Source organism: Agrobacterium sp. H141 (genome assembly GCF_057158725.1).
The window spans coordinates 3,715,620-3,737,891 of sequence record NZ_CM169893.1; the positions used below are offsets into that span (position 1 = coordinate 3,715,620).

Annotated in this window: 19 protein-coding genes; 11 read left to right on the plus strand and 8 right to left on the minus strand. The window is 62.0% G+C overall.

Annotated features, from left to right (window positions below):
- The first annotated feature begins 10 nt into the window (after positions 1–10).
- The 6 genes from ACWPM9_RS17465 to ACWPM9_RS17490 all read left to right on the plus strand — a co-directional run bounded on the left by ACWPM9_RS17465 (position 11) and on the right by ACWPM9_RS17490 (position 7,805).
- Entirely contained in the window at positions 11–445 is a 435-nt protein-coding gene (locus tag ACWPM9_RS17465) for a hypothetical protein (protein WP_428185913.1), read from the plus strand.
- Between the two features lie 72 nt (positions 446–517).
- Entirely contained in the window at positions 518–1,990 is a 1,473-nt protein-coding gene (zwf, locus tag ACWPM9_RS17470) for a glucose-6-phosphate dehydrogenase (RefSeq protein WP_428185914.1), read from the plus strand.
- Positions 1,991–2,000: 10 nt separating this feature from the next.
- Positions 2,001–2,699 (plus strand): 6-phosphogluconolactonase, encoded by a 699-nt coding sequence (gene pgl / locus ACWPM9_RS17475; protein ID WP_484755984.1) that lies wholly within the window; start codon positions 2,001–2,003, stop codon positions 2,697–2,699.
- An 88-nt stretch (positions 2,700–2,787) separates the two neighbouring features.
- Complete coding sequence (gene edd / locus ACWPM9_RS17480; RefSeq protein WP_428185916.1) at positions 2,788–4,605, plus strand: phosphogluconate dehydratase; 1,818 nt, start codon at positions 2,788–2,790, stop codon at positions 4,603–4,605.
- A 3-nt stretch (positions 4,606–4,608) separates the two neighbouring features.
- Positions 4,609–5,802, plus strand: coding sequence for an APC family permease (locus ACWPM9_RS17485; RefSeq protein WP_484755985.1), 1,194 nt, complete (start codon positions 4,609–4,611; stop codon positions 5,800–5,802).
- A gap of 209 nt (positions 5,803–6,011) precedes the next feature.
- The gene (locus tag ACWPM9_RS17490) at positions 6,012–7,805 is read left to right on the plus strand and encodes a methyl-accepting chemotaxis protein (RefSeq protein WP_484755986.1); all 1,794 of its coding nucleotides are present in this window, start codon (positions 6,012–6,014) and stop codon (positions 7,803–7,805) included.
- A gap of 109 nt (positions 7,806–7,914) precedes the next feature.
- Here ACWPM9_RS17490 and ACWPM9_RS17495 read toward each other — a convergent pair whose 3' ends face one another.
- Complete coding sequence (locus ACWPM9_RS17495; RefSeq protein ID WP_484755987.1) at positions 7,915–9,141, minus strand: MFS transporter; 1,227 nt, start codon at positions 9,139–9,141, stop codon at positions 7,915–7,917.
- An 85-nt stretch (positions 9,142–9,226) separates the two neighbouring features.
- Between ACWPM9_RS17495 and ACWPM9_RS17500 the strand changes: the two genes are divergently transcribed.
- On the plus strand, positions 9,227–10,273 hold the full coding sequence (locus ACWPM9_RS17500) for an AraC family transcriptional regulator (RefSeq protein ID WP_484755988.1): 1,047 nt from the start codon (positions 9,227–9,229) through the stop codon (positions 10,271–10,273).
- Positions 10,274–10,289: 16 nt separating this feature from the next.
- Here the strand turns inward: ACWPM9_RS17500 and ACWPM9_RS17505 are convergent, their stop codons facing one another.
- Complete coding sequence (locus ACWPM9_RS17505) at positions 10,290–11,129, minus strand: transcriptional regulator (RefSeq protein ID WP_428185921.1); 840 nt, start codon at positions 11,127–11,129, stop codon at positions 10,290–10,292.
- 134 nt (positions 11,130–11,263) lie between these two features.
- Between ACWPM9_RS17505 and ACWPM9_RS17510 the strand changes: the two genes are divergently transcribed.
- Positions 11,264–11,494: a DUF2061 domain-containing protein gene (locus ACWPM9_RS17510; RefSeq protein WP_484755989.1), complete on the plus strand. Its 231-nt coding sequence runs from the start codon at positions 11,264–11,266 to the stop codon at positions 11,492–11,494.
- Between the two features lie 15 nt (positions 11,495–11,509).
- Here ACWPM9_RS17510 and ACWPM9_RS17515 read toward each other — a convergent pair whose 3' ends face one another.
- Positions 11,510–12,472, minus strand: a complete 963-nt coding sequence (locus tag ACWPM9_RS17515; protein WP_484755990.1) for an alpha/beta hydrolase family protein — start codon at positions 12,470–12,472, stop codon at positions 11,510–11,512.
- A gap of 159 nt (positions 12,473–12,631) precedes the next feature.
- Here ACWPM9_RS17515 and ACWPM9_RS17520 point away from each other — a divergent pair, with 159 nt between their 5' ends.
- The 3 genes from ACWPM9_RS17520 to ACWPM9_RS17530 all read left to right on the plus strand — a co-directional run bounded on the left by ACWPM9_RS17520 (position 12,632) and on the right by ACWPM9_RS17530 (position 16,424).
- A complete protein-coding gene (locus ACWPM9_RS17520; RefSeq protein ID WP_484755991.1) occupies positions 12,632–13,273 on the plus strand; it encodes a TetR/AcrR family transcriptional regulator in 642 nt (213 codons plus the stop codon).
- 264 nt (positions 13,274–13,537) lie between these two features.
- Positions 13,538–14,455 (plus strand): MYG1 family protein, encoded by a 918-nt coding sequence (locus tag ACWPM9_RS17525; RefSeq protein ID WP_484755992.1) that lies wholly within the window; start codon positions 13,538–13,540, stop codon positions 14,453–14,455.
- 670 nt (positions 14,456–15,125) lie between these two features.
- Positions 15,126–16,424, plus strand: coding sequence for a PQQ-dependent sugar dehydrogenase (locus ACWPM9_RS17530; RefSeq protein WP_484755993.1), 1,299 nt, complete (start codon positions 15,126–15,128; stop codon positions 16,422–16,424).
- 94 nt (positions 16,425–16,518) lie between these two features.
- On the opposite strand, the gene ACWPM9_RS17535 is transcribed toward ACWPM9_RS17530, so the two are convergent.
- The 5 genes from ACWPM9_RS17535 to bglA form a co-directional block, all read right to left on the minus strand.
- The gene (locus tag ACWPM9_RS17535) at positions 16,519–17,826 is read right to left on the minus strand and encodes a DUF2778 domain-containing protein (protein WP_484755994.1); all 1,308 of its coding nucleotides are present in this window, start codon (positions 17,824–17,826) and stop codon (positions 16,519–16,521) included.
- Between the two features lie 275 nt (positions 17,827–18,101).
- A complete protein-coding gene (locus ACWPM9_RS17540) occupies positions 18,102–18,806 on the minus strand; it encodes an SDR family oxidoreductase (protein WP_484755995.1) in 705 nt (234 codons plus the stop codon).
- A gap of 154 nt (positions 18,807–18,960) precedes the next feature.
- Positions 18,961–19,317, minus strand: a complete 357-nt coding sequence (locus ACWPM9_RS17545) for a hypothetical protein (protein WP_428186485.1) — start codon at positions 19,315–19,317, stop codon at positions 18,961–18,963.
- Positions 19,318–19,501: 184 nt separating this feature from the next.
- Entirely contained in the window at positions 19,502–20,593 is a 1,092-nt protein-coding gene (locus ACWPM9_RS17550) for an ABC transporter ATP-binding protein (RefSeq protein ID WP_428185928.1), read from the minus strand.
- A gap of 14 nt (positions 20,594–20,607) precedes the next feature.
- Entirely contained in the window at positions 20,608–22,263 is a 1,656-nt protein-coding gene (gene bglA / locus ACWPM9_RS17555; protein ID WP_484755996.1) for a beta-galactosidase BglA, read from the minus strand.
- Positions 22,264–22,272: the final 9 nt, after the last annotated feature.

Sequence of the window (22,272 nt, forward strand, 5' to 3'; positions counted from 1 at the left end):
GGTGAACGGCGTGACGGGTGCAAACCGGAGCGAAAGGCGGGAAAGCCAGCATTCTCCCCTCGTACCCGTCGCAAAGACCTATGGCGCCGGCGAATGGGCCGTGGTCAGATCAAGGCTGATGGCAGCCGGCATGACTGTGTTTGATCAAGGCCATCATCACGCCACGGTCAATTGGCAATGGATGAATGCACTCGGCGGCATCATACTGTCGGTGCCCGCCAGTGAGGCTGAGGACGCCATCGCATTGCTACGCAATGTTAAGGAACAAGCCGGGCCGGAGCCAAAACGACCCTGGTGGCGCTTTCGCTGGCGGACCATCGGCCTTACATTGGTCTGGTTCGTCACCGGCATCGTGCCACCAGACAGTGGCTGGATCATCCTCCAGCCGCCTCGCCTCTCACAGCCGTCCAAGGGCGGCGCAAAAACGTCACATGAATTTCACTGAACATGTTCTGGCTTTTTTAAATCGATTAGATTACAAGAACGCCAACATGATGCGGACTAAGGAACGTCGAAAATGACAAGCCAGATCATTCCTGTTGAACCGTTTGACTACGTCGTTTTCGGCGCAACGGGTGACCTTGCCGAGCGCAAGCTTCTGCCGGCACTCTATCATCGCCAGGTCGAGGGTCAGCTGACCGAGCCGACCCGTATCATCGGCGCCTCGCGCACCCAGATGTCGGATGCCGACTATCGCAAATACACCGAAAAGGCGCTGAAGGAGCACCTCAAGGAAGGCGAGTTCGACAAGGACGAAGTCGCCAAGTTCTGCGCCCGCATTCATTACGTCTCGGTCGATGCCAAGTCCGATCAGGGCTGGGACGAGCTGAAGAAGCTGCTCGACAGCGGCAAGGACGTGGTCCGCGCCTTCTATCTGGCGGTCGCGCCCGGCATCTTCGGCGATATCGCCGACAAGATCAAAGCCCACAAGCTGATCACCCATTCGACCCGGATCGTGGTGGAAAAGCCGATCGGTCGCGATCTGGCCTCTGCCCGTGCGCTCAACGACAATATCGGCAAGGCCTTCAAGGAAGAGCAGATCTTCCGCATCGACCACTATCTCGGCAAGGAGACCGTGCAGAACCTGATGGCGCTGCGCTTTGCCAACGCGCTTTACGAGCCGCTGTGGAATTCGGCCCATATCGACCACGTGCAGATCACGGTTGCGGAATCGGTCGGGCTGGAAGGCCGCGTCGGTTATTACGACAAGGCCGGCGCGCTGCGCGACATGGTGCAGAACCACATCCTGCAGCTTCTGTGCCTTGTGGCCATGGAGCCACCGGCATCGATGGATGCCGAAGCGGTTCGCGACGAGAAGCTCAAGGTCCTGCGCGCGCTCAAGCCCATCGTCGATGGCGATGTGGAAAAATATACGGTTCGCGGCCAGTACCGCGCCGGCGCCTCTTCCGGCGGCCCGGTCGATGGCTATCTGGAAGAACTGGGCGAAGCATCCGATACCGAGACCTTCGTTGCCATCAAGGCCGAGATCGGCAACTGGCGCTGGGCCGATGTGCCCTTCTACCTGCGCACCGGCAAACGCCTGGCACAACGCATGTCGGAAATCGTCATCACCTTCAAGCCGATCCCGCATTCGATCTTCGGCGATGCCGCCGGTCGCGTGGTGGCCAACCAGCTGGTCATCCGCCTGCAGCCCGATGAGGGCGTGCGCCAGTGGCTGATGATCAAGGACCCGGGTCCGGGCGGCATGCGCCTGCGCCATGTGTCGCTCGACATGAGCTTTGCCCAGGCCTTCAACGTGCGCAATCCGGATGCCTATGAGCGTCTGCTGCTCGACGTGATCCGCAACAACCAGACCCTGTTCATGCGCCGCGACGAGGTCGAGGCGGCGTGGAAATGGGTCGATCCTATCCTGCAGGGCTGGGAAGAGACCGGACAGAAGGCGCAGGGCTATACGTCCGGCACCTGGGGTCCGAGCCAGGCCATCGCTCTCATCGAGCGTGACGGACGCACCTGGCACGAAGTGGACTGAGGAGCAGCCGATGACCTTTCGCCTTCACAGTATCGACACCCGCGCGGAACTGGCAGAGCAATTGGCCGATACGGTCGCCAAAGCGCTGACCGACGCGCTCGACGCCCGCGGCGCGGCCACCCTTGCCGTCTCGGGCGGATCGACACCGAAGGCGTTCTTCGAGGCGCTGTCCACCCGGCCGCTCCACTGGGAAAAGGTCACGATCACCCTGGTGGACGAGCGCTATGTGCCGGCCAACAACCCGCGCTCCAACCACCTTCTGCTGGCCGAACATCTGTTGCAGGACAAGGCAGCCGAGGCCCAGGTTCTGCCGCTCTACAAGGACGGTATTCACGCCGATGAGGCTGCCAAGCTCGGTACCGCACAGGCGGAAGAGCTTGGCCATCCCTTCGATGTCGTCATTCTCGGCATGGGCACCGATGGCCACACCGCCTCCTTCTTTCCCGGCGGCGACCAGCTTGCCGAAGCGCTCGACCTGTCGGCCCCCCGGCAGGTGATGACCATGGAAGCCGCAGGTGCGGGTGAGCCGCGCCTGACATTTTCCTTCTCCGCCCTCCATGATGCACGGCTTCTCGTGCTTCATATCGAGGGCGAGGAAAAGAAGACCGTACTGGATGCGGCCATGTCCGGTAGCGACGAGGCAAAGATGCCGATCCGCGCCGTGCTCAACCGGGCAGCAACGCCCGTCGATATCTACTGGGCGCCCTGAGGCGCTCCAACAGTTTACGCCTAAGCGGCAGTTCGCGCGCATAGTGGCGCCCTTCCCAGGCGCCTGCGCCCCGACAGGAGGATTTGTCATGACCGCCAATGCCCAGATCGAAGCCATCACAAAGCGCATCGTCGAACGCTCGAAACCCAGCCGCGAGACCTATCTCGACCGGGTGCGGGCGCAGATCACCAAGGGCGTGCATCGCTCCACGCTCTCCTGCGGCAACCTCGCGCACGGCTTTGCCGTCTGTTCCCCCGCCGAGAAGACGGCGCTGTCCGGCGACACCGTCCCCAATCTCGGCATCATCACCTCCTATAACGACATGCTGTCGGCCCACCAGCCGTTCGAGACCTTTCCAGCCCTGATCCGTGCCGCAGCCCACGAAGCCGGCGGCGTGGCGCAGGTCGCAGGCGGCGTTCCGGCCATGTGCGATGGCGTGACCCAGGGCCAGCCGGGCATGGAACTGTCGCTGTTTTCGCGCGATGTCATTGCCATGGCAGCCGCCGTCGGCCTCAGCCACAACATGTTCGACGCAGCCGTCTTCCTGGGCGTTTGCGACAAGATCGTGCCGGGGCTTACCATCGCCGCCCTCACTTTCGGTCACCTGCCGACGGTGTTCATCCCGGCCGGCCCGATGACCTCGGGCCTGCCCAATGACGAAAAGACGCGCATTCGCCAGCTCTTTGCCGAGGGCAAGGTCGGGCGTGAGGAATTGCTGGAAGCCGAATCCAAGTCCTATCACGGCCCGGGCACCTGCACCTTCTATGGCACCGCCAATTCCAACCAGATGCTGATGGAAATCATGGGCCTGCATATGCCGGGCGCTTCCTTCATCAATCCCGGCACCCCGCTTCGCGATGCGCTGACCAAGGAAGCGACCAAACGGGCGCTTGCCATCACCGCCCTTGGCAACGAGTTCACCCCCGTTGGCGAAATGATCGACGAGCGTTCGATCGTCAACGGCGTGGTCGGTCTGCATGCCACCGGCGGCTCGACCAATCACACCCTGCATCTGGTCGCCATGGCGCGCGCTGCCGGCATCCAGCTCACCTGGCAGGATATTTCCGATCTGTCGGATACCGTGCCGCTGCTGGCCCGCGTCTATCCCAACGGCCTTGCCGATGTGAACCATTTCCACGCTGCCGGCGGCATGGGCTATCTGATCAAGCAGCTGTTGAAGGCAGGCTATCTGCATGACGATGTGCGCACCGTCTTCGGTCAGGGACTGGAAGCCTATGCCATCGAGCCGCGCCTTGGCGCCGATGGCAATGTCGTGCGTGAGGCTGCCGCCGAAGACAGTGCCGATCCAAAGGTCCTGGCCCGTGCAGAAGCACCTTTCCAGCCAACCGGCGGCCTGAAAATGCTGACCGGCAATGTCGGCCGCGCCGTGATCAAGATCTCGGCGGTCAAGCCGGAGCGCCATGTGATCACCGCACCGGCCATGATCTTCCACGATCAGGAGGAATTGCAGGCCGCCTTCAAGGCCGGCAAGCTCGACCGCGACTTCATCGCCGTCGTTCGCTTCCAGGGTCCCAAGGCCAATGGCATGCCGGAACTGCACCGCCTGACCACGCCGCTCGGCATTCTCCAGGATCGGGGCCACAAGGTCGCGCTTCTGACCGATGGCCGCATGTCGGGTGCCTCCGGCAAGGTGCCGGCTGCAATCCACCTGACACCGGAAGCCGTCGATGGCGGCCCGATTGCCCGTATCCAGGAAGGCGACATGATCACGCTCGATGCCCATGCCGGCACAATCGAACTTCTGCTCGATGCCGCCGAATTTGCAGCCCGCAGCCCGGCCACACCGGATCTCACCCACAACACCTTCGGCATGGGCCGCGAACTGTTCGAACCCTTCCGCCAGGTGGCCGGCCCCGCCGATCTCGGCGCCAGCGTTCTTTACTGATCCATGCTGCTCAACGGGGCGCTGATCCTCATCGCCCTGGTTGCGGGTGCGTTATTGCTGTGGCCCCGGCTTTCCGGGGCAAAGCTGTGGCAGGCGACGATCACGCCGCTTGCCTCCATCATCGGCAGCGGTTTTCTCGTGTTGGGGCCAATCCTCAACGATGCCTATGGCTATTACGCGCCGCTGGTGATGGCAGCGCTGTGCGCCACGGCTTATCTGTTCGGCTGGGCCATTCGCTACAATATCGCGGCCATCGAGACCGATGAGAGCCGCACGGCGCTGGAAACCCGTCTGGAGCGTATCGCCTCCTGGGTGCTGTCCTTCGCCTATGTGATCTCGGTCAGTTATTACCTCAACCTGTTCGGTGCCTTTGGCGTCAGCCTGACACCCTTCGACGGGCCGGACAACGCCCGGCTGCTGACAACGGCGATGCTGCTTCTCATTCTGGGCGTCGGCTGGCTCTGGGGCTTCAAGGCGCTGGAGCGGATGGAACAGGTGTCCGTCGGCATCAAGCTTGCGGTCATTGCCGCGCTGCTGGCCGGTCTTGCCTGGTATTTCTACGACCGCACGACCGCGGGCGCGCTGCAAATCAACCCGCCCGGCAAGACCGGCTGGACCGGGATTGCGCTCGCCTTCGGCCTGATTGTCACGGTTCAGGGTTTCGAGACCGCGCGCTATCTCGGTTCCACCTATGAACCTCGGATTCGCATCCGCGCCATGCGGCTGTCCCAGTGGCTGTCGGCCGCCATCTACATGATCTATATCGTTCTGCTCTCCTATGTGTTTCGCGCCGGCCAATTCAAGCTCGACGAAACGGCCATCATCGACATGATGGCCGTGGTGGCCCCGGTCCTTCCGGGACTGCTGGTGCTCGCCGCCCTCAGCGCCCAGTTCAGTGCGGCGGTTGCCGATACCAGTGGCGCCGGCGGACTGATGGAGGAGGAAAGCGGCGGGCGCATTCCGCAGCGCTTCGCCTATCTGGCCCTGGTCACCATCGGTATCCTGCTGACCTGGGTGTTCAACGTGTTCGAGATTGTCAGCTACGCCTCACGCGCCTTTGCACTCTATTACGCGATACAATCGGCCATTGCCGCGGCGGCGGCGCAACGACGCAGCCATCGCATGCGTGCGGTAACCTTTCTGGCGCTGGCCCTGCTCGGTACGGCGATTTTCGTTTTCGGACAGCCGGCTGAGTAGCTGAAAGAGCTGAGCGGTCTTTCCATTGCTCCTCGATCGTGTTTTCGCGCGGTACGCGATTGCATAAGCCATTTACACTTTAGCAATGGTGAATGAATAGAATCGAATCATATCGGGCGCTTTCGAACGACCGTCGCAGGCCCGCCCGGCTTGCGACAACGCCAGGAAGCCCGGCGATGGTTGCACTCTCTCCTGTAAGGTATCAAGGCATGTTCGGACTTTCGAAAAACTACGCAAAAGAACGCCTTGAGGCGTTGGATACAATCTGCGCCAATATCATGATCGCGGATCCCCAGCTCAATATCACCTATATGAATGATGCGGTGAGCGATCTCCTGAAGGAAGCGGAATCGGACCTGAAGAAGGCCCTGCCGCGCTTCGAGCATGCCAAGCTGGTCGGCAGCAATATCGACATCTTTCACAAGAACCCGTCGCACCAACGCAACATGCTGGCCAAGCTGCAGACGACCCATAAAGCCACCATCTCGGTCGGCACCCGCATGTTCGACCTGATCGTCACTCCGCTCAAGGATGGCAACAAGGTCACCGGCTTCGTCGTCGAATGGACGGATGCACGGACACGCATGCAAAACCTCGACTATCAGAACCAGATGGAAGCCATCAGTCGCGTGCAGGGCATCATTTCCTTCACGCCGGATGGCGAAATTCTCGATGCCAACCAGAATTTCTGCGATTCTCTCGGCTACCGGTTGGACGAGATCAAGGGCAAGCACCACAGCATGCTGGTCGACAAGGCCTATGCCGGATCGCCGGACTATCAGGAATTCTGGCGCCAGCTGCGCGCCGGAAAGTTCCAGGCCGCCGAATTCGTGCGCTACGGCAAGGCCAACAAGAAGATCGTCATCAACGCCTCCTACAACCCGATCATGAACGACAAGGGGCAGGTCGAAAAGGTGGTGAAGTTTGCGACCGATGTGACCGAGCGCGTGCATGCCGTCGACACCATTGGCGACGCGCTGATGAAGATGGCCAAGGGCGACATTTCCTTCACCATCGACAAGGCTTTCGCACCCGATTTCGAGACCCTGCGCACCAACCTCAACGAGGCGGTCAGCCAGCTCAACAACACATTGTCGGCCGTTGCCTATTCGACCGACCAGATCGATGGCGGCTCGCGCGAAATCAGCCGCGGTGCCGAGGATCTCTCCAAGCGGACGGAACAACAGGCCGCATCGCTGGAAGAAACGGCAGCCGCCCTCGACCAGATCACCGTCAACGTCAAGAATGCCTCAACCCGTGCGGAAGAAGCCCGCGCTGCCTCGGCCACCGCCGATGCCAGCGCCACCCATTCCGGCCAGATCGTCACCGACGCCATGGGCGCCATGTCGCGCATCGAGGCATCGTCGGGACAGATCTCCAACATTATCGGTGTGATCGACGAAATCGCCTTCCAGACCAACCTCCTGGCGCTCAATGCCGGCGTGGAAGCGGCGCGTGCCGGTGAAGCCGGCAAGGGTTTCGCAGTCGTTGCCCAGGAAGTGCGGGAACTCGCCCAGCGCTCGGCCCAGGCCGCCAAGGAGATCAAGGAACTGATCCGCAATTCTTCCGAAGAAGTGAAGAGCGGCGTGCAGCTGGTCAGCGAGACCGGCGAGGCGCTGAAAGCCATTCAGCAGAATATCATGGTGGTCAACGAGCATATGCAGTCGATTGCCAGCTCGTCCAAGGAACAGTCGACGGGCCTTGCCGAGGTCAACTCGGCCGTCAACCAGATGGACCAGACAACCCAGCAAAACGCCGCGATGGTGGAAGAATCGACCGCCGCCAGTGCTGCCCTTGCCCAGGAAACGGCGCAGTTGCGCGAGCTCGTCTCCCGCTTCCAGCTGGGTGGAACGGCCAAGGCCGGCGGTCATGCCGCCCAGCGCCCGGCACCGGCTGCATCCGCTGCAGCGCCCAGATCGGCACCGGCCGCTGCCAAATCGCGTCCGGCACCGGCTTTCAACGGCAATGCCGCGGTCAAGCAGGACGAGTGGGAAGAGTTCTAGGACCCGTCCCGGCAGCCCTGCGCCCCAAGGGGCGAGCGCTGACACCGAAACATCTGGTCGGCCATGGCAGAGTGATCCCTGCCATGGCCGATCTCCTTGATGGGGCAGGTTAAGCCGTCACCGGCGCCGAGGCCCGCATGCGCACGCCCAGCATGACGCTGATGGCCGCGATCAGCAGCACGATACCGCTGGCTGCAATCGTGCCGGTGCCGCCGACCATGTCGAAGATGACCCCGCCGAAACCGGCACCCATTGCGATTGCAAGCTGGATGGAGGCGACGAACAGGCCACCGGCGCTTTCGGCTTCATCCGGCACGGTGCGGGCAAGCCAGCTCGACCAGGCCACCGGTACGCCGCCAAACAGCAGGCCCCACAGCACCACGGCCAGAATATCCGACAGCGGATGGGCACCGACCGCGCCCATGGCAAGCGCCAGGCTTCCCATCAGAAGCGGCACGACGATCAGCGTCAGGCGCAGGCTTTTCTGCACCAGTCGGCCGCCGAGAAACGTGCCGAGGAAATTGGCGAGACCGAAGCCCAGAAGAATGGTCGAAATGGCCTCGACGGAAAATCCGCTGCCACCTTCCATATAGGCGCGCAGATAGGTGAAGAACATGAAGTGGCCGGCAAATACCAGAAGCACGGCCAGCATGCCAAGCCCGATACCGGGGCGCATCACCACATCGATCATAGTGCGCAAACGCGTGGCACCGGCTGGCCTCATGCTGGGCAGCTGACGCCATTGCACCGCTATGGTCGCCATGCCCAGGCCGGCCGCCAGAATGAAGACGGTGCGCCAGCCGAGCATTTCACCGAGATAGCTGCCAACCGGCGCGGCAAGAACGGTTGCCGCCGACACGCCGCTCATCAGGATGGCGAGCGCCTTCGGCACCAGCGCCGGTGGAACCAGCCGCATGGTGACGGCGGTCGACATGGTCCAGAAGCCGCCAAGGCCAATGCCCAGAAGCACGCGACCGACCAGCAGCATGGGCAGGCCGACGGCAAAGGCCACCATCAGGTTGGAGATGATCAGGAAGAGCGAGAAGACCATCATCAGATGGCGGCGGTCCATGCGTCGCGCCGCCGCCGTGATCAGCAGGCTGGTCAGGAAGCCGAACAGTGCCGTCGTGGTGACCGCCTGTCCGGCGGCCCCCTCGGTCACGCCGAGATCGGTCGCGATTGGCGTCAAAAGACTGGCGGGCAGGAATTCGGCGGTCACAAGGCCGAAGACGCCGAGGGTCATGGAGGCAACGGCACCCCAGGCGGGTGTCTGCGGTCGTGTCTGCCCGGCAGACTGCGCCGGGTGTTCAGACATATCGTTGGTCACGGAAGTCATGGGTGGTCCTTTGGAGGAGGAGGGAGGAGGATCGGCTGTGACACTAGGCTTTACTCTCCGGACGATCCATGCCACAAAATCCGCCATGCTTGATCGAACGTCCGAAACATCCGTCTCCCGTCCCGCCCCGGCGGCCCTTCCGGTGGCCGGCGCTGCGGTCACCGCCATGCCCGTCGCCGGCGATCTGGTCAGCGAATTGCTGATGGGCATGCGTCTGGTCGGTATCGACTACCGGCGCATCGAACTCGACGCCCCGTTTCGCTATTCCTTCGGCGATGGCGACAACCGGGCCAAATTCGTCTTCGTCGCACGCGGCGGCATCTCCATGCGCGCGCCCGGCGGCACATTGCACCGATTGAGCAGCGGCGATGTCGCGCTTCTGCCACGCGGCGGGCTGCATGTCATCAGCTCTTCCGAGGATGTCGCGCAACCGTGCCGCGATCTCTCCACGCTCAACGCATCGCCGCTTTGCCGGATGGTGAGCGAGATCAAGGCCTGCGACGAGCGCGCAACGCCTCGCCAAGAGCGCACGCTGCTGTTTTCGGCCTGCATGGATTTCGACCTTGGCAGCATGCATCCGCTGGTGGGCATGATGCCGGAAGTGATGCGGGTGGACACGCTGACGGATCGTTATCCGGAAGTGCTGCCGATGCTGGAGGCCATGGCGCGCGAGGCTGAATGCGCGCGCGCCGGATCTGCTGGCATCCTGTCGAGGCTTGCCGATGTGGTGGCGGCCTGCATTGTCCGGGCCTGGGTGGAATGCGGCTGCGGCGATGCCAGCGGCTGGATTGCCGCCCTTCGCGATCCGCGGCTCGGACGTGTGCTTCTGGCCCTGCACCGCGATCCCGGTCGCAACTGGACGCTGGCCGATCTCGCCCGCGAAATGGGCGCCTCGCGTTCGGTCTTTGCCGAGCGGTTTCTGGCCGTCACCGGCGTGACGCCGCTGCGATACCTCACCGAAATGCGCATGCGGCTTGCAGCCGAATGGATGTCGCAGGATGCCATGCCGATCGAAAGCGTCGCCCTGAAGCTCGGTTACGGCTCCCTTCCCGCCTTCAGCCGCGCCTTCAAGCGTGTGACCGGCTACCCCCCAAGCCGCACGCCGGTTGCCGCCGCTTCGCCTGCGATATAAGCGGTCCGAAAAACCGTCAGATCATTGCCGCAATCACGTCGGCTGCGGCCCGGGCATCGGTCTCGCTGTCGCGCACCAGCTGGTCGAAATGGTCGGTCAGCGCGCTGATCTGGCGCCTCTCGCGATAGACCATGTAATAGCGGCCGATATAGACGGCGGCGAGCAACGGGCCGAAAATCGTCACCGGCGCCGAGAACACCACCTTGCTATCGTAGAGATAAAGCCTCAGCGACGGATAGCGCTCGCGGCACACGCTCGTCATATGCTCGATCTGCTCGCGCCGCGCATCCTCGGGCAATCCGCGCCAGTAGCCTTCGCCGCGCGCCAGCGATTCCACCAGCTCGCGCGAGGCGCAGATCTCGTAGTCGGATCCCGGCGTGTTCAGCCAGTCGCTGCGATAGCGGGTGGTCAGTATCGCCTGCTGGGGGGTCTTGTCGCGAAAGGCGGCATATTCGAATTCGAGGACGGCATCGGTCTTGAGGATATCGGGCAGAGTGGCCGGCACATGGCGGATCTTGTAGCCGGCGGCTTCACGGTGCCAGGCGTCGATCTGCGCATCGGCAAAGGTGCGTTCGGCCTCCGTGATGCGCAGCGAGATCTCCAGAAGGTCGGCCGCCGTCTCGCGCCGGTCGGTCAGGCCCAGCAGCCAGTCGCTGCTGACCCTCAGTGCTGCGGCACATTCGGCGGCCAGGTGCGCATTGGGCAGCCGCGCATCGTCGTCATCCCCCAGAAGCTGGGCGATCGTGGAGCGATCCACACCCGCCTGCCGGGCCAGCGCACTGCGGGAAATCTCCGCCCGCCTCATTGCTTCATCAAGTCGGGTGCGAAACAGGTCCGCGCGATCTCTTTTATCCATGGTTCATTTAATCAGCATATGTGAGAAAAAATCAACGGATGTGCCGATTAAATTTATTAGTTCATAATATCGGTGGGTGCGGGGCGGCTGTTAGACAGCGGGCAGATGCAACGCAACGAGACGCAAAGGACCCCATGGAAACGACTGCCCGCACCATCATCAAGGCCCTCACCTGGCAACTCCTCGGCATCGCCACCATGACGGCGTTGACCTATGGCCAGACCGGCTCGCTGATCACCGCGCTCACCCTTGCGCTCAGCGCCTCTGCCACCGGCTTCATCTTCTACTTCCTGCATGAGAAGGTCTGGAATGCCGTTCGCTGGGGCCGACGGCTGACTGGAACGGGGACTGAGGGAACCGGCTGACCGGTCCCCATCGCCTTACTTTTCGTCAACGGTGCCAAGACCGGCGGTCTGGCGAAGCGCCGCACAGGCCTCGGCCCAGGCCTTGTCGTCCACATCGAGTGCGGTCCGCAGCCAGGCAAGCGTCATACGTTGCGTGGTCGCCAGACGATCGGGATCTTCATCATCGGTCTCCTTGGCGTCATAACCGGCAATCCCGCCCAGCCCATGGCCACCGCCCTCCAGCCGCAACAGCGCCTTGTGCCCTTTGCTCAGATGGTAGGCATCCGCATACCAGTCGGCGCCCCTGCTGTTGAGATGCGTGCCATTATCGGCGTTCCCCACCACGACCAATGCCGGCGTGTCCATGGTCGAAAAATCAGGATTGAGCGCCGAATAGTTCTCCTTGGCAAAGTCGCTCAGATCCGCACCATTGCCGGGTGCGGCCAGAAGAATGCCGGCCTTGTAGCGGCGATCGCGAAGGTCGACGTCCACCGCAGTCCGGTCCTTGGGATCGGTCAGCCGCGCCCCCAGGATCATGCCGGCGGTCTGCCCGCCCATGGAATGGCCCACAACGGCCAGCCGGGTCCTGTCCATCCGCCCTTTCAACCCCGGAACCGCCGCCTCTATGGCGTCGAGCTGATCGGCGATATCGCTCAGATCCTTGACGCGTGAACGCCAGAACAGCGGACCACCCGGTGCGTCGGCGGGCGTGGCATAGACGCGGGTGCTGATATGGCTTGGCTGAATGACGACAAAACCATGGGCCGCCCAGAAATTGGCGACCGGGCCGTAGCCATCCATGGAGGCGACATAAAACGAGGGGCCCATGCCATGGGAGAGCACGATCACCGGCAGGCTGTCGCCGGACATGGGCGCAGATACCCGCATTTCCAGGTCGCGACCGCGCCCCGGTGCCGGCAGGGTCACCGGAGCGATGGAGATGACAGGCACGGCATTTGGCAGCGGCAATGGAGCCGCCTTCTTGATCAGGGAATTCATGACTCTTTCGTCCTTGATTGTGTCGACTTCGCCCCTGGCCCGGATGCGTCGGCGACCATGTCTATTGCGGTAGGCAGCGCTGCCCATCCATGTTAAAGCGTAAACGGAACCGTGATCCATATATACGGAACTATGTTCCGCTTATCAAGGAAGCTTGTCATGACCGGCACTGACGAGAGATCTGCGCCCGACGCGCACAGGGAAGATGCAGAGACTGCAACGTCCGCAAATGGCCTTGCGCCGCGCCCGGTCCGCGCCGATGCCAAGCGCAACCTGGATGGGCTTTTGCAGGCAGCGATGGAGGTCTTTGCCGTCTCCGGCGTCGATGCGCCGGTGCGGGAGATTGCCAGCAAGGCCGGCGTCGGCGTCGGCACGCTCTACCGCCATTTTCCGCAACGCTCCGACCTGATCAAGGCCGCGTTGCGGCGTGAAATCGATGCCTGTGCCGATGCCGCCCCGGTGCTTTCCAAGGCCCATGCGCCCGCGGACGCGCTGAAATTGTGGATGCAACGCTTCGTCGACTTCCTTGCCGCTAAACGCGGCCTTGCCGATGCCCTCCACTCCGGCGATCCCGCCTATGCCGCGCTTCCGCAATATTTCGACCAGCGTCTGCGCCCGGCACTCGATGCGCTGCTGGATGCCGCCATCACAGCGGGCGAGATCGATCCCTCCGTCAGCGGTTCGGACCTGATCCAGGCCACCGCCAGACTGACCTCGGGTGCCAGTGCCGATACCGCTTGCCAGGCCAAACGCATGGTGGGCCTTCTGGTCGATGGCATGCGCTACGGTGCAACCGGCTGACGTCACAAGTAAGGCTTGCAGGCGCGCGCCTGTCTCTCCCCACCCCGTCATTGCTCTACTCGCCATCGGAACCCGGCCGGCAAGCGTCCGCGCGGTAAAGGCCGCGCCTCCCGATGCTGCGGTCGGCACGCCTTCACTTTCGTCTGAGCTAATCTGCGCCATCGCCCCTCCGCCTCGATCATCAAGGCTTGAGGTGATCGCCATCAAAGGGTATCTGGTTGCGACCCAGGACATCCCATCTCCAACCAACAAGGCTCTCCCGCTATGAACCCCACCCATCTCGTGACGCATTCCGGTGGCTTTCATGCGGACGAATTGCTGTCCAGCGTCATTCTGACCCGGCTTTATCCCGATGCGGAGATCGTGCGCAGCCGCGCGCCGGAGTGGATCACGCCGGGCCAAGACCGCATCATCTACGATGTCGGCGGTGCCTATGATGCAGCGGCGCAGATCTTCGATCACCATCAGCGCGGTGCACCGCTTCGCGACGATGGCCAGCCCTACAGTTCCTTCGGCCTCATCTGGAAGCATTACGGCCATGCCTACCTTGCCGCTTGCGGTCTTCCCGAAGCCCATGTCGACACCGTCCATGCCGGTTTCGACAGCGATTTCGTGCTGCCGATCGATCTTCTCGACAATGGCGCGATCAGCCCGTCGGTTGCCGGTCCCCTGTCGGATCTGACGCTTCCTGCCCTGCTGGAAACGCTCAAGCCGGTCTTCGACGAGCGCGACCCCGATGCCACCGACCGTGCCTTTCACGCAGCCCTTGCGATCGCCCGCAGCTTCGTGGAAGCCAGCATTGCCCGCAAGGCATCGAAACTGCGCGCCGAAGGCATGGTTCTGGATGCCATCGCCCGTGCCGGCGACAGCCGCGTGCTGGAATTGCCGATGGGCATGCCCTTCCGCTCAGCCGTGGTCAAGGCCGGTGCCGATCACCTGCTGTTTGTCGTTCACCCGCGCGACAATGACTGGTGCGTGACGGGCATCCGCAAATCGGAAGACAGTTTTGCCCAGCGCGCCGACCTTCCCGCCGCCTGGGCCGGCCTCACCAATGGCGCGCTCGAAGCCGCCTCAGGCGTCAAAGGCGCCACCTTCTGTCACAACGCCCTCTTCATCGCCGCCGCCAAAACACGCGAAGCGGCCCTGGCCATGGCAGATATCGCGGTGGCTGAAGCGCAGTAAAGGGCAATCGGCAGCGCCTCTGCTTTCTGCTTTCTGCCTTCTGCCTGGCGCAGCGCCGCGCCGGCGATGCCGACATTGCGCGCCCCTGAAAACCTGCGGAAACTGTGGAAGAAAAACGCCGATTTCCCAATGTTTTCAACGAAACCATGCTCAATTTATCCACACCCTCCAAACCTGTGCGATAATGACAGTGTTCCGCCGCGGATACCCTGACAGGCGTGTCAGCGAGGTGGAGCCGGCGCTTGTGGGTTGAGAGGGACGCAATCTCCATCCATCAGGGGCTTGAGGCGTGGGAGCCTTGGCGGCGGGTGCAACACCGTCGTCCTTTAAAACCCGGCAGGGCGTCTGACACGCGCCAGATCTGCCGGACGAGGCATCGGGTTGAGCCGATGTCAGCGCCCACCGAAGATGCCTCTTGCAAAAACCGCCGAACGGGGCGCCGAAAGGTGCCATTTTTAACCTACTCAATCACGGCAGCTTCCGGCGCCCCGTCCGCCATCGACATGGATGGCATGATTGAGTTCTCATCAAGCGGAGGGTTTCGGCCCGGCCGGGGTTTTGACGCGTGGTTTTTTGGCGCGCACAGCAGCCGGGAAAAGCCGGCGCGGTGAATTCCAACCGTCACCGTGTTCGGCTAAGGTGCCGGCCACGAATACAAGAGGAGAACTGAATGTCCGAGCTATATGCCCGCCTCGTCGCCTTGATCGGCGCGGCGATGATCGTAATCCGGCGCTTCAACAAGCCGGCGGAGGTGCCGGCCATCGGCGGTGCGCCCATCATTCCCGAGGCCAAGTCCCAAGGCCCGTTGCCGACCCTGAAAATGCCGACGGCCAAGGGCTGGGAGAATGGCCGGCTTCCGGTCGCCGCCACCGGTCTCAAGGTCAATGCGCTGGCCATGGGGCTCAAACATCCGCGCTGGATGCATGTGCTGCCCAATGGCGATGTACTGGTATCGGAGGCGCTGGGACTGTCGGACAAGCCAAAGTCGCCCTTCGACTACGCCATGCAGGCGACCATGCGGCGCGCGGCGGCCCTTGGCGAAAGCGCCAATCGCATCACGCTGCTGCGCGATGCCGATGGCGATGGTGTCGCCGAGGTGCAGACCGTCTACCGGGACAAGCTGCACCACCCCTTCGGCATGGCGATGCTCGATGACACACTCTATATCGGCAATACCGATGCGCTGGTGGCCTTTCCCTATGTCGCGGGCGCAACCAAGCTGGAGGGCGAGGGCCGCAAGCTTGCCGACTACAAGCCGGCCGGCCACTGGACCCGCTCGATCCTGCCCAGCAAGGACGGCCGCTATCTCTATGTCGGCGTCGGTTCGCTCTCCAACATCGGCGACAACGGCTTGGAGGCCGAGGAAGGCCGGGCTGCCATCCATGTGCATGACCGCCAGACCGGCGAAAACCGCATCTTCGCATCGGGCCTGCGCAACCCTGTGGGCCTCGCCTTCGAGCCCTCCACCGATGTGCTGTGGACCGTGGTCAACGAGCGTGACGGTATCGGCGACGAAACACCGCCGGATTACATGACATCGGTGGTCGATGGCGGCTTCTATGGCTGGCCTTATTGCTACTGGGGCCAGACGGTCGACGATCGCGTCCCGCAGGATCCGGCCATGGTCGCCAAGGCCATCCGCCCGGATTATGCGCTGGGCGGTCATACCGCATCGCTCGGTCTTTGCTGGATGCCGGCCGGCACGCTTCCCGGCTTCGATCAGGGTGGCATGGTCATTGGCCAGCACGGCTCGTGGAACCGCTCCACGCTTGCCGGCTACCGGGTGATCTTCGTGCCGTTCGAAAACGGCAAGCCATCCGGCGAACCGCGCATCATCCTCAATGGCTTCCTCTCCGACGACGAGAAGTATTCCTATGGCCGCCCCGTGGGCGTTACCATCGGTCCGGACGGGTCGCTGCTGGTTGCCGACGATGTCGGCAATGCCATCTGGAGGGTGACCGGCGCCTGAGGCGAACCGGACCGAACTCACCAATGGAAAACGCCCCGTGCCGGCTTCGGCCACGGGGCGTTTCAACGATCGGCGAGGAGCGTGCCGCCTTCCGTCAGAGCATGGCCATATAGGCGGGAAGTTCCTTCATGCTCGGCACCACGATGATCTTGTTGACCTGCCCGCGCTTGAAGGCGTTCAGGAACTTCTTGTAATCGGCAAAGGCAATGCAGCCTGCGGAATCGCCGGGGATGCGGCGAAGGTAAGAATGGGTGAGGAAGCCGTTGCGGCCATACATCTTGGCATCGCCGACCGGTGTCATGCGGATGGCTTCCACGCCGTGGAACAGCGATTCACGCATGCGCAGCGAATAGACATTGGGCGGTGTGGAGCCACGGCCGCTGACATGCACATATTTCGGCGTGTCCTTGGTCGGACCGCGACCGGAATGGGCTTCCAGCCTCTCGCCATTGGGCATGATCACCACCTGATTGGTGATATCATAGATGGCGATCTTGCTGCCCGGTCCGGGCAGATCCTTGCTGCCGCCGCCGAACCAGGAGAACAGGGTCTTCTTCTCCGGCTTGTCCGGCTTGGCATAGGCGGTCTTCGGCTGTTGCTTGATGGCCGGTGGCTCGATGGTGGTCTTGGCAATCGAGGGCAATTCCGGGCGGAATGTCGGCAGCGGAATATCGTCATCGGGAAGCAGGATACCCGCTTCGGCCTCATCCTGACCGGACAGAACATCGGCAAAAGGATCATTGGCCTCGGCCAGCGCCTCGCGGGCGCTCGGAGCAGAGGCATAGGCCAGCGCTGCGCCGGGTGCAATCGCGCCGGTGGTCACGTCGTCGGCGTCGGTCTGGGCCGATGCCAGGACCTGAAGCTGGCGCTTGTATTCCTTGCGCTGGCTCGACAGTTCCTCGGCCAGCGCCAGACGGACGGCACGCTGCTTGACCGAGTTCGTCAGCGCATCGCGCAGAAGGGCAACCTTGCTCTCATCTTCCAGCGCACTTGGACGCTCCAGCCGTTGCGACTTGTCGACGGCTGCGTAATCGAGCGAGCCCGGAAGCACCGCGACGATCGGATCGTCCATGGCCGTGATGGCACTGATCATGCGCTCGTTGAAGGCTTCACGCGAATCTGCGGAATAGTGACGGCGCACTCTCTGATGCTTGTCTGCATCCTTTGCATCGGCATCCGGATCGAATAGCGCAATCTGGATGCCCGCGTCATCGTCGCTGCCCAGACCCGGCGTGGTGCGCAGGGCCGAAAAGGCGCTGACCCCGCCGCCGACCACCAGAACAGCCGCCAGACCCGCGCCAATCAGGCCCGCGCCTCTCGCTCCATGTCTGTTCTTCGGTCGAATTGCAGTCGCTTCGGCAACGGCTGAACCGTTGCGCTTGTACTCTGTCGAGGACGCCATACTATTACTCGTTACCAGACACAAAAATCTGCCGGTGGCTTCCAGGGAAGCCTCACAGCTCGTGTTCATCCGGTCACCCAATCCCTTCAGCCCCCACAGGCTTAATGCAGATAAGAAATACCGGACAGGCAAACTCTGAAGAAACTTGGTAACCAGAAGGTTTACGCGTCCGATAAAATATCATCGCATGGAAATTTGGCGGTAACGCGGCACCACCATAACGGGTATTATTGGCGTATTTGGCAAGGCGAAGCTGCTGAATTGTTTAGGTTATCCTAAACAGACCGCATGAGGCCGCCATCGACACGAATATTCTGCCCGGTGATATAGCCGGCACCCTCCGACGCCAGGAAGGCAATCGTGGCGGCAATTTCGTCGGCCGAACCGTATCGCTTCATGGGAACAGAATCGCGGCGCTCTTCGCTCATGGGAAGGCTGTCTATCCAGCCGGGCAGCACATTGTTCATGCGCACATTGTCGGCAGCATAGCGGTCGGCAAAAAGTTTGGTGAAGGCGGCAAGGCCGGCGCGAAAGACACCCGAGGTCGGGAACATGGCGCTCGGCTCGAAGGCCCAGGCGGTGGAAATATTGATGATGGCGCCACGCTTCTGCTCGACCATGATCGGGGCGACCAGACGCGAGGGGCGGATGGCATTCATGAGATAGACATCCATGCCGGTGTGCCAGTCGTCGTCGGACAGCTCGAGGACCGGCTTCTTGGGACCATGACCGGCGCTGTTGACCAGAACATCCACCCTGCCCCATGTCTTCATGGTCATGTCGACCAGGCGCTTGAGGTCATCATTCGACTGGTTGGAACCGGTCACGCCGATGCCGCCCAATTCGCCGGCCAATGCCTCGCCCTTGCCGGAGGACGACAGAATTGCGACCTTGAACCCTTCCGCTGCCAGCTTCCTGGCTGCTGCTGCACCCATACCACTGCCGCCGGCAGTGACGATGGCGACCTTGTATTCCGACATGCAAAATTCTCCTTGTCCAGTATCGGAGAAGGATTGGCTGTCGGCGGAAAAATGTCCAGAGAAAGAAGGCGTCGTCTCAGACCCAATTGGGTCGACATGCCGTTGACGGATCAGGCGAGCCGCAACCGGGCTCGCCTCGTCAGTCATGTTTCGCTTACCAGGAGCGGACGTCGAGCACCTTGTCCTTGTGGGCAGGATGCGTGGAGAAGATGAAGATACGATCCAGTTCCTTCTGCGTCATCAAACGGAGAAAGCGGACCTCGACGGTATTGTTGGTATAGGTCTTCATCAACAGGCAGCCGACCTTGGAAATACGGGCGTCTGGAATATCGAGATAAAACTGCTGGGGAAGATTATACTGCGTGAGCATTCCCAGAATGGCACCGCTCATGGAAATACGAAGGACATCTGCCCGGCGCGATGCCATATGCATCACACCCTTCTCCGTATATTCGATGCGTGCCGCGTTCATCGTATCCTCCATGGGGAACCGGGCTTCCCGGTCGTACATGAAGGATTCCTCCCGCTGAAGATAAGTGGTTCTTGGTGCTGCGGACATTTCTTACCTGCTTCTTGTTATCAACACAGGCGCAGAATAACGGCCGAGACTTAACAGAAAGTGAGATTCCACTCACAACTATTGATAGGCTGACGTAACGGCAGTCATCGTGGTTAACAAAGAACCAAAAGCGACTTCAGCGTCCCAAATAGGTACGCCCGTTGTCATCGAACAGATGAAGCTTCTCAGGATCGGCGACAAAACGCAGCGTCTCGCCCTTGCTGACATCGACCACGCCCGGCAGCTTGATGACCACCGGCTCGTCTTCGACAGGCCCTTCGACATAGAGAAGAGTGACTTCGCCCAACTGCTCGGCAATCGAGACCTTGCCTTCGAACAGATACGTGTCTCCCGTCGTCATGGACAGGTCTTCGGGGCGCACGCCGAAGCTTGCGGTCTTGCCCTTCTCTGCCGCCTGCGTTGGAATGTGAACCGTCACACGGCTGCCGTCGCGAAGACTGATGACGGTGTTGTCGCCGGTCTCCTCGATCTTGCCCGGCATGATGTTCATGGCCGGTGAGCCGATGAACTGCGCCACGAACAGGTTGGCGGGACGCTCATAGAGTTCGAGCGGCGGGCCGACCTGTTCGATGCGGCCAGCCGACAACACCACGATGCGATCCGCCAGCGTCATGGCCTCCACCTGGTCATGGGTCACATAGATCATCGTGGTGTCGGCCATCTGCTCGTTGAGCTTGGCGATCTCGATACGGGTGGCAACGCGTAGAGCCGCGTCCAGGTTGGAGAGCGGCTCGTCGAAGAGGAAGACCTTGGGGTCGCGGCAGATGGCACGGCCAATGGCCACGCGCTGGCGCTGACCGCCGGACAGGGCCTTGGGCAGACGGTCGAGATAGGGCTCGAGCTGAAGGATGGAGGCTGCCGAGGTGACACGGCGGTCGATCTCTTCCTTGCTCTCTCCGGCAATCCGCATGCCGAAGGCCATGTTGTCATAGACCGTCATATGCGGGTAGAGCGCATAGGACTGGAAGACCATGGCGATGCCGCGCTTGGAGGGCGGCACGTCATTGACCTGGATCCCGTCGATCCACATCTCGCCGCCGGTGATATCCTCAAGGCCTGCGATCATGCGCAGCAGCGTGGACTTGCCACAGCCCGACGGGCCAACGAAGACGATGAACTCGCCCTGCTGGATCTCCAGGTCGATGCCGTGAATGACCTTCACCTGTCCATAGGACTTGCGGATGTCTTTCAGTACGAGGCCCGTCATTGTCTTCCTCCCTCTCAGGCGTGGCGCGCGAAATAGGCGCTCCAGGCCGGAAGCTTGATCTTGTTGTTCTCTTGTTTCGCAGTAAATCCGTGACCGGAAAGCGCTGACCAGTCGCCGTCCGGAATATCGGCAGATGTCTCCTCTGCCGACATGTTGAACATGCAAAGCACGGTCTCGTTGCCGAGCGTGCGGGTGTAGCTCAACACATGGCCCTGAACGGGCATGAAGGCGATGGTACCCTTGGCGAAGGCTGGATGCGCGCGGCGGAATGCGAGGAAACGGCGATATTGTTCGAGCACCGACGCGTCCTTGCCGTGCTGGGTATCGACAGCCTTCAACACATGCTCGACCGGTATCGGCAGCCAGGGCTTCTCGGCGGTGGAGAAGCCGGCATCGACCGCGCGGCTATCCCAGACCATGGGCGTGCGGCAACCGTCGCGACCCTTGAATTCCGGCCAGAACTGGATGCCATAGGGGTCCTGCAGATCCTCGAAGGCGATCTCTGCTTCGGTGAGCCCCAGTTCCTCGCCCTGATAGATGCAGACGGAACCGCGCTGGGTCATCAAAATGGCCGAGAGCAGCTTGGCAAAGGCGTCGCGGTCAACGACATCCTGCCCCCAGCGGCTGACATGGCGCACGACATCGTGGTTGGAAAAGGCCCAGCAGGCCCAGCCTTCCGGGGCCGCTTCCGAGAATTCGCGATCGACATCGACGACACGCTGCGGCGTCAGTGGTTCGGGCGCCAGGAATTCGAAGGCGTAGCACATATGCATCTTGTCATCGCCGGAGGTGTATTCCCCGACGATCTCAAGGCCACGCTGGCTGTCCCCGACTTCACCGACGGCAGCGATGGCGGGAAACTCTTCCAGCACGGCGCGGAAGCGCTTGAGGAAGGCGATATTCTCCGGCCGGTTCTTGTCGTAGATGTGTTCCTGGAAATTATAGGGGTTCACCGCCGGTGCCGTGGAGGCATTGCGCCGCTCCGGTGCCAGAGCCGGATTGTCGCGCAATTGCTTGTCGTGGAAGTAGAAGTTGATGGTGTCGAGACGGAAACCGTCGACCCCGCGCTGCAGCCAGAAGCGCACAGAATCCAGCAGGGCGTCCTGAACCTCGGGATTGTGGAGGTTGAGGTCCGGCTGGGAGGTCAGGAAGTTGTGCAGGTAATACTGCATGCGGGTCGCATCCCAGTGCCAGCCGGAACCGCCGAAGATCGACAGCCAGTTGTTGGGCGGCGTGCCGTCGGGCTTGCAATCGGCCCAGACATACCAGTCAGCCTTGGCGTTGTTATGGCTTGAGCGGCTTTCGACAAACCAGGGATGCTGGTCCGAGGTGTGCGACATGACCAGATCGATCATGATCTTGATGCCCAGCCGGTGGGCCTCGGCAATGAGCATATCGAAATCGGACAGAGCGCCGAACATGGGATCGACATCGCAATAATCGGAGACGTCGTAGCCGAAGTCCTTCATCGGCGAGGTGAAGAAGGGCGAAATCCAGATTGCATCGGCACCAAGCTCGGCAATATGCGGAAGGCGGGCGGTGATGCCCTTGAGGTCGCCGATGCCGTCGCCGTTGCTGTCCTGATAGGAGCGCGGATAGATCTGGTAGATGACCGCGCCACGCCACCAATCCTTATCGACGGCACCAACGGTTGGGGAAACTGCATTCATTCTCTAAAA